Below are 11,796 nucleotides of genomic sequence, written 5' to 3' on the forward strand. Positions count from 1 at the left end.
ATGCAAATAAAGTTTGGCGCAAAAGTAATTATATTTAGCTGACACAATGTAATACCGATGTTGTTTTAAGCGACAATTTAATGGCTATATTTGCACTCGCAAAAAATTGGCGCTAACAACATCCTGATGCCCGAACAACTTTTACAACTCGACCGGCATTTATTCTACTTTATTAATCACGACCTATCGAACCCGTTTTTCGATTGGCTGATGCCACTTTTGCGTAACGCCCGTTTCTGGATCCCCTTATATATATTTATTATCGGTTTTTGTATCTATAAATATCGCAAGGTGGGGGTAATCATCGTTTTAATGCTGGCCGCCAGTGCAGGCGTTGCCGATTTTGTTAGCGCAAGCGTCATCAAGCCTGTTATACACAGGGTACGCCCCTGCCGCGATCCTGTTACCGCCGAAAAAGATATTCCACGTGTTCGGTGCGGTTCCGGATATAGCTTTCCGTCCACTCATGCCAGCGATCATTTTGCTATGGCCGCTTTTATGAGTATGGTTTTCAGCCGCCGCTGGCGGTGGATCTGGTGGGTAAGCATGCTATGGGCGGCTAGTATTTGCTTTGCCCAAGTATATGTAAGCGTACACTTTCCTATTGATGTTATGGGCGGCGCGCTGTTCGGCCTCGTTGTTGGCTTTGGCATTGCACAACTTTTCAAAAAATTTCAACCCGGCTTCTTTTACAATAAATGAACAACCTGCAACTTTTACTCCTGTTTTTAAGTGCCTTTTTAGGTGGCACGGCTGTTTTTTTATTTAAAGGAGGAAACCATAAGTTCCTGAAGTTGGTATTGGCATTCAGCGGCGCTTATTTGTTTGGCATAACGGTTTTACATTTAATACCCGACGCTTACCATAGCAATGATAACATGGTGGGCGTTTTTATCCTGATCGGCTTTATATTCCAGATCGTGCTCGAACAGTTTTCTGACGGTATTGAGCACGGCCATATTCACAAGCATGCGCATGAGCATGGCGCTTTTCCGTTTGGAATTATGTTGAGCTTATGCCTGCATGCGTTTTTAGAGGGAATGCCTATAGCCGAAGGGCATCAGCACGAACTTGTTTTTGGTATCGCATTACACCACATTCCGGCATCGTTTGCCTTGGGCAGCGTATTGTTGGCCCATCATCAAAGTAAAGGCCGCATAGTGTTCTTTCTTCTATTATTCGCCCTTATGACGCCTGCAGGTTACTTGTTCAGCAACTCATTAAGCAATGGCGGTATAGGAAACCTTCAGCAATATTTTAACCGGATAATGGGCTTGGTAATCGGTATATTTCTGCACATATCAACTACCATCCTGTTTGAGTCAAGCGCTGATCATAAATTCAACCTGCGTAAAATGATTGCTGTTTTATTAGGTATAGGTATTGCCCTGGTGGGATTTTTACTGTAATAGTACTTATCCTCTTAGCTTATCCAGCAAATCGCTTAATTGTGCGGCTTCATCCTCGGAGAGATGCTCTTTTAAAAGATCTTTCGATTTAAATTCCAGGTCCATTTTGCTTAAAATGTCCAAGCCTTGCTGACTGATCTGGATATCCACTGCTCGCCTGTCCTTTGAATTGGTGCAGCGCGATACCAGTCCCTTTTGCACTAAACGGTCAACAATGCGCGATGCGTCGGACATTTTGTCTATCATGCGCTCTTTAAGCAGGTTGATGGTTGCCGGTTTTGGGAACTGTCCGCGCAAAATACGCAGTACATTAAACTGCTGCGATGTAAGATTATACTTCTCGAAATACGCGCGCGAAATGTTACTTAACCAGCTTTGCGTGTATCCAACATTTATAATTACCTTATGGTAATTATCCTCAAAATTAGTACTTTGTATCTCGTCCTCTATTCGCATAGTGTATATAAATGCGTAAAAAGCAAATATGTTTATTATTTTTTAATTTGCGTATATTGTTTTTTCGCCCGATAGTTCCATGGGCAGTGCAAACATTGGTTTTTACAGCAATAACCGCGTTTTTGATGATATTCTTTGGTGAATACCATTAAGCCATCGGTATTAAAATAATAATCTGTCCCTTCCTTAAGCATTAGTTCAACAACTTTACAAACAGGGTATTATTAAAGTGTTCGCGTAAATGTTTGCCATCGCCATGCAGCGTCCAAACCTGGGTTGGCTGCACTTGCTTGATCATCTCCAGTATATCGCTCCAGTCGGCATGGTCTGATATATAAAGCGTATCCTGGCTATTCACCTGCAGGTTTTTCCATCCCGATGCAAAAAGGCGTTTTACACCCGTGGCCCTTATATAACTGTCAAACGTAAAGGGCGGCACTATATAAACATAGTCCTGCTGGTTTTTCATCAGTTTGCGGTTGTATAACTGATATTTCCCTAAAGTGTATCCTGCCTTTTCATATATAGTATTTAACGGCATTATACGGTGATGCATCAATATGGTTTTCTGCGGCGCGTAATCGTTAATCAACCGGATCAGTCGCTGGCTTTTGCCCAGGCCATAAGCACCAAGCAGTATGTTGATCTTGATATCCTTCAGCTTGCTGATCTCCGCTATAGGGTCAGGGTGCTGCGTTGCAGGGTTGGCGAAAGTACTTTCCGTTATGAGTACATCGGCTTTTACCCATTCTAAAGGCTCGCAGGTGGCGTCGGGTTGTAATTTAAAATCACCGGTGTATAGGTAAGTGGTGCCCTGATAAGCCATCAACAGCTGGGCTGAACCAAGCATATGGCCTGCTGGGACGAAAGTGATCTCCACACCGCCTACAACAAATGGCTGACCGTAAGCCGTCACATTGAATACCTTTGCCGCATTTTTGGTATAGCGCAACTGCATAAATGCCTGCGTACCGGCGGTACACCATACTTCGCGGTTGCCCGCAACAGCATGGTCGGCATGGGCATGCGATATTACAGCCCTGTCAACGGGTTGCACCGGGTCGATATAAAAACCGCCGTACTTGCAGTAGAGGCCATTGGCATCAAACTGCACAAAATCATCCAGTATCATCAGGCTTTTACGGCTAAAAATTGCTGGTGCAGTGCGAGCACCTGTGGTATAACTAACCGGCTGCCATTGTTGTTAATTATATGATCGGCCAGCTTACTTTTTTCTTCTTCGTTCATTTGCCGTGCATCCCTGCCGGCGGCCTCTTCCATGCTTATACCATCGCGCTGTATAACGCGCCGTAAGCGTTGATCAAGCGGAGCGGCTACCAAAATGATTTGATCGCACATTTTATATGATCCGCTCTCAAATAATATCGCGGCTTCCTTAATTACATATGGTGCTTTGGTTTGATATAGCGTCCATTCATCAAACGCCCTAAAAACCGCCGGATGTACTAACGCATTTAGCCGGGCCAGTTCGTCAGCATTATTGAAAACAATATCGGCTATATATTTACGGTTCAGCGTCGCGTCGGCAAAGTAAGCTTCGCTACCAAAGGTACGTTTAACACCGTCAATCAATTCCGCATCGCTCGCCACTACACTTTTGGCGGCGGCATCGGCATAAAAAACCGGGATGCCCAATACCTCAAATACTTTAGCCACGGTGGTTTTACCGCTGCCTATATTGCCCGTCAATCCTATCTTCAGCATTTATTTTTTTATAATGAAATCAACTACTGCCGGTTCAATTTTAACAATGCGGCAATAAGGTGGTATGCGTTTTAATTTAACGGGGAGTGCATGATACCCTTTCTGCTCCCACAGGCTTAGGTCGGCCGTAGCCTCAAAAAACGCATCGTCCATATCGGGGTAGTCGCTCAGCGAGGTCATAAAGGTAACCTTTACCTTTTGGGGTACTATCTTAACGTTATAATAGTGCGGGTTATTGACAACCTTCACCGGAATTTCAAGCGTTTTTTCCGTAAATTCATCAACCGGAATTTTAACTTGTATGGTTTTAGGGTAAACGGTCATGTTCACCTCTTTTACCGATTGCATTTTTAACTGTTTGCTTACCGGTTCGCTAACATTATCCAGCTGAAGGGTATCGGTATTCCATGATCTTATACGACCGATCAGTTCTGACGGACCACTAATGGTAACGTAATCGGGTTTAAGCACAATATCCCCTGATTGGGCGAACTGCTTTTTATAATCGATAGAGGTAAGCAGTTCAACAGGCACCTTTTTAACCCGGCGGCTCGAAAAGTCGAAATATAACGTATCCGGGTCAAATGCTATTATCTGCCTGTTCGGCGGTTGCGCAGCATTAATTCGGCGCATTTGCGACCCAAGCACTACATAATCACGCTGATCAAGCGTATGCAAATCAACCGTCAACTGGTTTTCATCATCGTTAAATCGCGAAAATAACATTTGCCAGCCGTTACCCTGTACGGTTGCATTCACCGTGTCAGACTGTAAGGAATGAAACGCCCTACGCTGCGGCGCATTTTTAAATACAATTAGCTTAGGCACCGTAAAATTATGCGGGGTTGATAGCACAGCAAAAACCCAGGCAACCACAGCCAGTACAATACAGGTTGTGAATGCCGTAAGCCGTCTGCGTTCTGCCGGTGATAATTTTATAATGGGCATCGTTATAAATTAAAAAGCCGTTCAATTTATAACAACTGAACGGCACAATAAATTTAACAACTTATTTTATGATTTTGTTGCCACAGGGGCGTTAAGCGCCTTTGAAGCATCAAGAGAGATAGCGGTTTTGTCAAAACGGATTTTGCCGCCGCCCTCGGTTTCAATTAATATTGTTGTTTCGGCCAGATCAACTATACGGCCATGTATACCTGCTGTTGTAACTACTTTATCACCTTTTTTAAGATCGTCAACAAATTTCTTTTGATCCTTTTGTTTTTTGATCTGCGGACGTATCATAAAAAAGTAGAACACCAATATGATGAGGCCCATCATAATCAGTTGTTGTGGATTACCCATAGTATTGTATTTAAATGTTTAAATTAATATGCGGTTAATTACTTGGTTACCACTTCGCCCACCAAATGTACTACGGTTTGGGCTGGTACTGTGTTAGCGGTAACGGTGATCAGCTTATCCTGTAAGCCATTTTTGTTGGCACTATCAAACGTAACCTTTATAGCTCCGCTCTCTCCAGGTTTAACCGGAGTTTTAGGCCATTCGGGCACGGTACAGCCACAGCTTGCAGTAGCGTTGGTAATAACCAATGGCGATTTACCGGTATTAGTAAATTTGTATTCAAAGTTTACCTTTTCGCCTTGTTTTATCTTACCAAAATCATGCGTTTCATTCTGAAATTTAGCGATAGGCGCGTTAGCTGAGTCAACCTCGGTTACGGCAGTGCTATTGCTGTTAGTGTCAATACCTTCGGTATTGGATGAATTACGCTGATTACAAGCTGCCAGAATAACAACAGATGCGGCCAGGGTAAATAATATTTTTTTCATTTTTATATTATTGGTTAACAGAAGTTCAATATTACTATTTATTCAATTAAACCTCTACCGGTTTTTTTAATCTTGTTACTTGCCTTAAGCTCAGCCAAAATTTTATCCAATATACCGTTGATGAATGAGTTACTTTTCGGTGTACTGAATTCCTTTGAAATTTCCAGGTACTCGTTGATAGTAACCTTAACCGGCACTGATGAAAAGTTCAGGAACTCGGTAAGCGCCATTTTCATCAGCAAAGTATCCATCATCGCGATACGATCGGGCTCCCAGTTTTGAGTTTTAACCGCGATGAGCTCCTGGTATTCCTCGTCATGACGGATGCATTGGTCAAACAGGTCAACAATAAATTCCCTGTCCTCTTCCCAATTAACGGTAACTTCGGCCAGTTTATTCAGCTCGTAATTATCGTTCGAGAAGTTTTTAAAGGTTTTAGCGATCAACGCCTGCAATACATCACGATCAACCGGCCAGTTAATAAATTTATCTTCAAACACCTGCTCGGCAAGAGACGATTTCAATATCACCTTTTTAAAGATGAATTTGATGATGTCCTTATCGCTGTGCAGGCTATCATCGGTACGGTCAAGATACTCCCTATACTCTGGAGCTGCCCTTAGCGTGTTAAATAACGATTTAAATAGCTCCGGATCAAACGTCCAATCAATCTTGTACTTTTTTACCGCGGCAACATATTCCTTGTTGGCAGCCAATGAGGCCACAAAACGGTTTTCAAGAATTTTCAGATTAGGATTCAGGTCTTCGGCTGTAGGCAGGTGCTTGTTGGCACGTTCCTCGGCATCGTTGGCGGCATAGCCAACTACTTCCTGAATAAGTGAAAGCATCCAGATGTACATCTCGTACACGGAATCTACACTTTTTAAAAGACCTTTTTGATGGAGTTTAATGTCGCGGTTGCTTGACTGGTGGTATCCGTATAGCGCCTGTAATACCTTTACGCGTAAGTGCCTTCTGTTTAACATTGTGTAAGAACGATCTTTGGATTGAGCTTGTTTTGTACTTATGTACGATAAATTACTACTATTTATTGTACGCAGCAAAAGTAGGTGTTTTTTTAATATGCGCAAAGCTGTTTTTTTAACACTCAATTTCTGTACAAAAAGCTGACGGTTTACTGCCGCCCATGCCACCGCAAATTATTTATCTTTACGCCCTCGACTTATGAAACACCTCGCTTACCTTAATAAGTTCTTTATAAAATACCGCTGGCGCTTGCTGCCGGGCATACTCTTCGTTATAGCATCTAACATTTTTGGTGTATTGCCGGCGCAGGTTATCCGGGTAGCGTTTGATCTGGTTGCCGAAAACATCGATTTGTACCGCCTTTATGATGGTTTTGATCGTCAGCAGGTTATCTATGATATTTTCGGGTCGAGCCTGTTGCTGTTTGGCTTACTGGTACTGGCGCTAGCGCTTATCAGGGGGATGTTTTTATTTTTTATGCGGCAAACCATCATCCTTATGTCGCGGCATATAGAGTACGATCTGAAGAACGAGATATATAGTCACTACCAGGCGCTGTCAATGGCGTTTTACCGCCGCCATAATACCGGCGACCTGATGAACCGCGTAACCGAGGACGTTACCCGTGTGCGGATGTACCTGGGGCCGGGCATTATGTATACCGTGAATACCGTTGTGCTGTTTATATTGGTTATATATGCCATGCTTACGGTGAATGTTAAGCTGGCTATTTATTCCGTGCTCCCCATGCCCATACTGGCAGGAATTATCTATTATGTAAACAACATCATCAACACCCGCAGTGAGATGATCCAGCAACGGCTGTCATCCCTTTCGGGCTTCGTGCAGGAAACCTTTTCGGGCATACGCGTGGTAAAATCATATGTCCGCGAAGCCTTTATCCGCAAAAGCTTTGCCACCGAAAGCGAAGATTACAAAACCCACTCCATGGAACTGGCGCGCGTACAAGCCTTATTTTTTCCGCTGATGCTGCTTTTGGTTGGATTGAGCAATGTTATCGTGCTGTATGTTGGCGGCATTGAGGTAATGAATGGCAACATCACGCCCGGCAATATCGCAGAGTTTATTGTTTACCTCAGTCAGTTAATGTTCCCGGTGATGGCGCTGGGTTGGGTAACCTCATTAATACAAAGGGCCGCAGCTTCGCAAAAGCGCATTAACGAATTTTTGCACGAGCAACCTGAGATTACGTCAGTAAACGGCATCAAAACTACAGTTAAAGGGCATATCGAATTCAGAAATGTATCATTCACCTACCCTGAAACCGGCATAAAAGCGTTAAACCAAGTGTCGTTCAGTATAAAGCCGGGGCAAATGCTGGCTATTATCGGGCGTACAGGTTCGGGTAAATCAACCATCGCTAACCTGCTGATGCGTATGTATGATACCACCGGCGGCGAAGTTTTGATTGACGGCACACCGATCAACAAGCTTGACCTGGACACCTACCGCTCGCAAACCGGTTTTGTACCGCAATCTATATTCCTGTTTTCTGACACCATTGCCCGTAACATTGCCTTTGCTATTGATGTGATGGATATGCCACGGGTTGAGCAAGCTGCGCAAGACGCTGCCGTTTATAATAACATTATAGAGCTTGAGCAGGGTTTTGATACCATGATAGGCGAACGCGGCATTACACTCTCCGGCGGTCAAAAGCAGCGGGTTTCTATCGCCCGCGCCATATTAAAGCACCCGCAGATCATGGTGTTTGATGATTGCCTCTCGGCAGTCGATACCCGGACTGAGGAAGAAATACTTAACAACCTTGGAAAAGTGATGCAGGGCAAAACCAGCATTATTATAGCCCACCGCATCTCCACCATAAAAAATGCCGATAACATACTGGTGCTTGATGAAGGCAGCATTATCGAACAAGGAAACCATAACACATTGATGGCAAAAAAAGGCGCTTATTTTGCTTTGTACGAAAATCAATTACTGGAAGAGGAAAACGCCTGAGAATAGCAAACCAATACAAAAGTTGATGGCAAAAGTTTGAAAAAATTAACAATATTATTATCAAAATAGTTGCTAATTGAATTTTTCTTTATATTTATGCCAGTCAATTCTAAAAACAACAATTACTTAACATGGGAGATTTTGAAAACAGAGAGCGTGAGGAGGTTTTTTCAAAGAAGGTAAGAGCAGGGAAAAGAACTTATTTTTTTGACGTTAAAGCAACCCGGTCAAACGACTATTATATCACCATAACAGAGAGCAAAAAACGACTGGAAGACGGTGCATTTATCAAACACAAGATATTTTTATACAAAGAGGATTTCGAGAAATTTGCTGAAGGACTGAAAGACACGGTTGATTACATCAAAGCTAACCAAGAAGTTAACGAGAAGCGTTACGAATTTAACGAAGCATCAGAAACAGCCAAAGCCGACGAAGATTTTTCTTTTGAGATTTAATAACCCTGTTAATAATAACTGAATACGAGCCCCGCGATGCGGGGCTTTTTTTTATATCATATAAATCTTCAATATTTACGCAGCCTTAGCTGTTTTATTCAACCTGAACGCGGCCAACAGATAATAAAACGCGCCAAAGGCGGCGTAGCCTGCCAGGTTGGTTATGCCTTTAGTCGGGTCATGCGCCAGCAGGATGAACGAGGTACCGGCCAGTGTCGATTGCGCTCCGCTGATGATCATGGGCCATTGGCCGGTTAGGTATCTTTTACGGCGAATGCCTAATACAAGCTGGATCAATCCGGTGCCTATTGCCCAGGTACCAAATACTATCAATGTTTCGGGCACGCCTTTTTGCAGGGCAAATATTACCGCTATGGTGGTTATGGTACTAATTGCCACATTTACATATTGTGTAGTTTTTGGCGAACTGCCATGGTTGGCACGCATATCTAAAAAGGTACCTACAACATCCCAGGCCGGGTAAATTATCAATAGAATTTCGGCAATATCCGTTCGGGCTTTGCCAACTACGGCCATCAAAATAACCCATACTATGGAGAATGCGGCGCGCGTAAAATAAAGGTTACGTAACGATGTAGAGGTAGCAACAGCGCTTCCTGCTACTGTTGTGTTAGGTTGTGTACTTGCTGTCATGATATTTAAGTGTTTTTGTTGGTTCAAAAATCTGCCTTATCACTAAACCCATTTTTCACTTAAGTTAAAATACACATAAAAGCTGACATTGCGATTGCAGTTACCATACAAATAAAAAAGCACATAGCTCTATTTTCGTATTCATTCTGATTTACTTAAGTTAATCTAATGGATGAATAACTCTTTGGAGCTTTGTAATGACATTTGCTTTATCTACCAATCAAAAAGAACATGATGGATAAGAACGATAGTATTTTCGAGCAACTGAAAAAGTTTGCCCCGCTAAACGATCAGGACATTGCTGATAGCAGGCACCTATGGAAGGTGAAAAAGATTGCTAAAGGTGATTACTTTAATATGCAGCGAATGGTTTGTAAAGATCTGGGGCTGGTTGTTAAGGGCATCTTCCGTATATACTACCGCAACCCGGAGACGAACGAGGAAAAAAATATCTTTTTCTTCTCAGAAAACCAGTTTGTGGTATCATTCCGGAGTTTCATTTCTCAAACTACCTGCTGGTATTTTATTGAGGCGATGGAAGATTCGGAGATATATTTTATATCACACACCGACCTTAATGCGCTTTATGACACCCACCCTAATTGGAGCAAATTCGGCAGGTTGCTGGCTGAGTCGTTTTTTGCCATGGCACAAACTCGTACTGAAGAGTTCATCTTCTTTTCGCATGAAGAACGTTATCGGAGATTACTGGAAGAGCACCCGCATATTATTGAGCGCATACCGGCGTATCACATATCATCATACCTGGGTATAACCAACCCATCATTAAGCCGTATGCGCAAGCGTATCGAAAAGAAGAATGCAGGGTAACACTTATTTAAAGCATTATACCCCGCAGCAACATTACCGCTATCGAGAAGTAGATCACCAAACCGGTAACATCAACCAGCGTAGCTACAAAAGGCGCGGATGATGTGGCAGGGTCGGCACCCAAACGCTTTAGCAGGATGGGTAGCATTGATCCGCTTAGTGAGCCCCATAGCACCACCCCTATCAGCGTAATTCCTACGGTCAGCCCCACTAAGAACCAGTGCGGACCATAAATATCTGAAAATAACGACCACACATAGATCCTTAAAAAACCGATAGCGCCAAGTACTAAACCGAGCATCAGGCCGGCCATTAATTCGCGTCGCATAACGCGCCACCAATCGCTCAGGGTAACTTCGCCAAGTGCCATAGCCTGTATGATCAGTGTTGAGGCCTGCGAACCGCTATTACCACCGCTGGATATAATGAGCGGAATAAACAAGGCCAGCACCACGGCTTTCTCTATCTCCTTTTCAAAAAAGCCCATTGCGGTAGCGGTAAGCATCTCCCCTAAAAACAGTATCACCAACCAGCCCACGCGCTTTTTAACGAGGGTGAATAATGATACATCCAGGTAAGGCTCATCCAACGCTTCGGTACCACCAATTTTTTGTATATCCTCGGTGTACTCTTCGTTGGCTATCCACAAAATATCATCTACGGTAACTATGCCTAACAGTACGTTATCATCATCAACCACGGGCAGCGCCACACGGTTGTTCATCCTGAAGGTGTTAATGGCTTCTTCCTGCGGGTCAGCAGCGTGCAAGGCAATCAACCGGCCGTCCATCAGGTCGCTCACACTGGTTTCGGGTTTTACCAGCAATATCTCGCGGATACGTATATCATCCAGTAACACACGGTTATCATCAACCACGTAGATAACATCAATGGTTTCGGAGTTTTTACCAAAGCGGCGTATGTGCGATAGCACGCGGTTTACATCCCAGGTTTTTTTAACGGCGATATAGTCAGGCGTCATTAAACGGCCAACACTTTCTTCCTCGTAACCTAACAGGGATAACGCTTCCCTGCGGTCGGCAGGTGGCAGGTGCAATATTAACTTAGCAACAGCGTCGCCATGCAACTCGCTGAATAGCGCAGTACGGTCGTCGGGCGGTAAACCATTAATGATCTCGGCTACCTTACTTCCGGAAATTTTTTTGATTATACGCTCCTGCTTGCGGAAATCTAATATTCTAAAAACATTTACCGCGCGGTTTACGGAGAGTATCTCGATGAATTTGGGGCCATGCTCCGGAAGCTCGTCTATCAGTTGTTCAACATCTGATATATTCAGGTTGTTCAAGTATTCCTGTAGCGCCGCATCATCCTCCTGCTCCAGTATGAGTTCTACCTGTTCAACCATTTCTTCCATAAGCCCCTCGTTTTACATTGTTATAAACCTGATTTTCCGCTGGCAAAAGTCGTTTATTTTTTCAAAATACAGGAATTTTTTTGTGTTATCTTTGCGGCGTTTTCAAGTCCATAGCCCATAGA

Annotated in this window: 15 protein-coding genes; 5 read left to right on the forward strand and 10 right to left on the reverse strand. The window is 43.5% G+C overall.

The window, feature by feature from the left end; genetic code table 11:
* Positions 1 to 126: 126 nt before the first annotated feature.
* Together LT679_RS13190 and LT679_RS13195 are read left to right on the forward strand one after the other, a co-directional pair.
* Positions 127 to 702, forward strand: a complete 576-nt coding sequence (locus LT679_RS13190) for a phosphatase PAP2 family protein (RefSeq protein WP_232178074.1) — start codon at positions 127 to 129, stop codon at positions 700 to 702.
* On the forward strand, positions 699 to 1,409 hold the full coding sequence (locus LT679_RS13195) for a ZIP family metal transporter (RefSeq protein ID WP_232178075.1): 711 nt from the start codon (positions 699 to 701) through the stop codon (positions 1,407 to 1,409). The genes LT679_RS13190 and LT679_RS13195 overlap by 4 nt, the downstream gene beginning before the upstream one ends.
* Positions 1,410 to 1,415: 6 nt before the next feature.
* Here LT679_RS13195 and LT679_RS13200 read toward each other — a convergent pair whose 3' ends face one another.
* The 8 genes from LT679_RS13200 to nusB form a co-directional block, all read right to left on the reverse strand.
* Entirely contained in the window at positions 1,416 to 1,865 is a 450-nt protein-coding gene (locus LT679_RS13200; protein ID WP_232178076.1) for a MarR family winged helix-turn-helix transcriptional regulator, read from the reverse strand.
* Positions 1,866 to 1,900: 35 nt separating this feature from the next.
* Entirely contained in the window at positions 1,901 to 2,059 is a 159-nt protein-coding gene (locus LT679_RS13205) for a DUF5522 domain-containing protein (RefSeq protein WP_262909300.1), read from the reverse strand.
* On the reverse strand, positions 2,059 to 2,997 hold the full coding sequence (locus LT679_RS13210; protein ID WP_232178077.1) for an MBL fold metallo-hydrolase: 939 nt from the start codon (positions 2,995 to 2,997) through the stop codon (positions 2,059 to 2,061). The genes LT679_RS13205 and LT679_RS13210 overlap by 1 nt, the downstream gene beginning before the upstream one ends.
* Positions 2,997 to 3,590 (reverse strand): dephospho-CoA kinase, encoded by a 594-nt coding sequence (coaE, locus tag LT679_RS13215; RefSeq protein ID WP_232178078.1) that lies wholly within the window; start codon positions 3,588 to 3,590, stop codon positions 2,997 to 2,999. Before coaE ends, LT679_RS13210 begins: the two co-directional genes overlap by 1 nt.
* Positions 3,591 to 4,538 (reverse strand): CdaR family protein, encoded by a 948-nt coding sequence (locus tag LT679_RS13220; RefSeq protein ID WP_232178079.1) that lies wholly within the window; start codon positions 4,536 to 4,538, stop codon positions 3,591 to 3,593.
* A 66-nt stretch (positions 4,539 to 4,604) separates the two neighbouring features.
* Entirely contained in the window at positions 4,605 to 4,895 is a 291-nt protein-coding gene (gene yajC, locus LT679_RS13225) for a preprotein translocase subunit YajC (protein ID WP_232178080.1), read from the reverse strand.
* Positions 4,896 to 4,933: 38 nt separating this feature from the next.
* Positions 4,934 to 5,383, reverse strand: a complete 450-nt coding sequence (locus LT679_RS13230; protein WP_232178081.1) for a DUF1573 domain-containing protein — start codon at positions 5,381 to 5,383, stop codon at positions 4,934 to 4,936.
* Between the two features lie 38 nt (positions 5,384 to 5,421).
* On the reverse strand, positions 5,422 to 6,369 hold the full coding sequence (nusB, locus tag LT679_RS13235; RefSeq protein WP_232178082.1) for a transcription antitermination factor NusB: 948 nt from the start codon (positions 6,367 to 6,369) through the stop codon (positions 5,422 to 5,424).
* 199 nt (positions 6,370 to 6,568) lie between these two features.
* Between nusB and LT679_RS13240 the strand changes: the two genes are divergently transcribed.
* Both LT679_RS13240 and LT679_RS13245 read left to right on the forward strand, forming a co-directional pair.
* The gene (locus LT679_RS13240; protein WP_232178083.1) at positions 6,569 to 8,353 is read left to right on the forward strand and encodes an ABC transporter ATP-binding protein; all 1,785 of its coding nucleotides are present in this window, start codon (positions 6,569 to 6,571) and stop codon (positions 8,351 to 8,353) included.
* 131 nt (positions 8,354 to 8,484) lie between these two features.
* Entirely contained in the window at positions 8,485 to 8,811 is a 327-nt protein-coding gene (locus tag LT679_RS13245) for a DUF3276 family protein (protein ID WP_232178084.1), read from the forward strand.
* 75 nt (positions 8,812 to 8,886) lie between these two features.
* Here LT679_RS13245 and LT679_RS13250 read toward each other — a convergent pair whose 3' ends face one another.
* Positions 8,887 to 9,465 carry a hypothetical protein gene (locus LT679_RS13250; protein ID WP_232178085.1) on the reverse strand — a complete coding sequence of 193 codons (579 nt, stop codon included), beginning with the start codon at positions 9,463 to 9,465 and terminating at the stop codon, positions 8,887 to 8,889.
* Positions 9,466 to 9,696: 231 nt separating this feature from the next.
* On the opposite strand from LT679_RS13250, the gene LT679_RS13255 reads away from it, so the two are divergent.
* Positions 9,697 to 10,296: a Crp/Fnr family transcriptional regulator gene (locus tag LT679_RS13255; protein WP_232178086.1), complete on the forward strand. Its 600-nt coding sequence runs from the start codon at positions 9,697 to 9,699 to the stop codon at positions 10,294 to 10,296.
* Between the two features lie 7 nt (positions 10,297 to 10,303).
* On the opposite strand, the gene mgtE is transcribed toward LT679_RS13255, so the two are convergent.
* Positions 10,304 to 11,674 carry a magnesium transporter gene (gene mgtE, locus LT679_RS13260; RefSeq protein ID WP_232178087.1) on the reverse strand — a complete coding sequence of 457 codons (1,371 nt, stop codon included), beginning with the start codon at positions 11,672 to 11,674 and terminating at the stop codon, positions 10,304 to 10,306.
* Between the last annotated feature and the right edge of the window lie 122 nt (positions 11,675 to 11,796).

It is taken from the genome of Mucilaginibacter roseus, assembly GCF_021215455.1.
Classification (GTDB): Bacteria; Bacteroidota; Bacteroidia; order Sphingobacteriales; family Sphingobacteriaceae; genus Mucilaginibacter; species Mucilaginibacter roseus.

What these genes read in the sequence shown, in the direction of transcription:
- LT679_RS13190 (WP_232178074.1), top strand. Translation starts at nt 127, where the DNA reads ATGCCCGAACAACTTTTACAACTCGACCGGCATTTATTCTACTTTATT.
- LT679_RS13195 (WP_232178075.1), top strand. Translation starts at nt 699, where the DNA reads ATGAACAACCTGCAACTTTTACTCCTGTTTTTAAGTGCCTTTTTAGGT.
- LT679_RS13200 (WP_232178076.1), bottom strand. Translation starts at nt 1,865, where the DNA reads ATGCGAATAGAGGACGAGATACAAAGTACTAATTTTGAGGATAATTAC.
- LT679_RS13205 (WP_262909300.1), bottom strand. Translation starts at nt 2,059, where the DNA reads ATGCTTAAGGAAGGGACAGATTATTATTTTAATACCGATGGCTTAATG.
- LT679_RS13210 (WP_232178077.1), bottom strand. Translation starts at nt 2,997, where the DNA reads ATGATACTGGATGATTTTGTGCAGTTTGATGCCAATGGCCTCTACTGC.
- coaE (WP_232178078.1), bottom strand. Translation starts at nt 3,590, where the DNA reads ATGCTGAAGATAGGATTGACGGGCAATATAGGCAGCGGTAAAACCACC.
- LT679_RS13220 (WP_232178079.1), bottom strand. Translation starts at nt 4,538, where the DNA reads ATGCCCATTATAAAATTATCACCGGCAGAACGCAGACGGCTTACGGCA.
- yajC (WP_232178080.1), bottom strand. Translation starts at nt 4,895, where the DNA reads ATGGGTAATCCACAACAACTGATTATGATGGGCCTCATCATATTGGTG.
- LT679_RS13230 (WP_232178081.1), bottom strand. Translation starts at nt 5,383, where the DNA reads ATGAAAAAAATATTATTTACCCTGGCCGCATCTGTTGTTATTCTGGCA.
- nusB (WP_232178082.1), bottom strand. Translation starts at nt 6,369, where the DNA reads ATGTTAAACAGAAGGCACTTACGCGTAAAGGTATTACAGGCGCTATAC.
- LT679_RS13240 (WP_232178083.1), top strand. Translation starts at nt 6,569, where the DNA reads ATGAAACACCTCGCTTACCTTAATAAGTTCTTTATAAAATACCGCTGG.
- LT679_RS13245 (WP_232178084.1), top strand. Translation starts at nt 8,485, where the DNA reads ATGGGAGATTTTGAAAACAGAGAGCGTGAGGAGGTTTTTTCAAAGAAG.
- LT679_RS13250 (WP_232178085.1), bottom strand. Translation starts at nt 9,465, where the DNA reads ATGACAGCAAGTACACAACCTAACACAACAGTAGCAGGAAGCGCTGTT.
- LT679_RS13255 (WP_232178086.1), top strand. Translation starts at nt 9,697, where the DNA reads ATGATGGATAAGAACGATAGTATTTTCGAGCAACTGAAAAAGTTTGCC.
- mgtE (WP_232178087.1), bottom strand. Translation starts at nt 11,674, where the DNA reads ATGGAAGAAATGGTTGAACAGGTAGAACTCATACTGGAGCAGGAGGAT.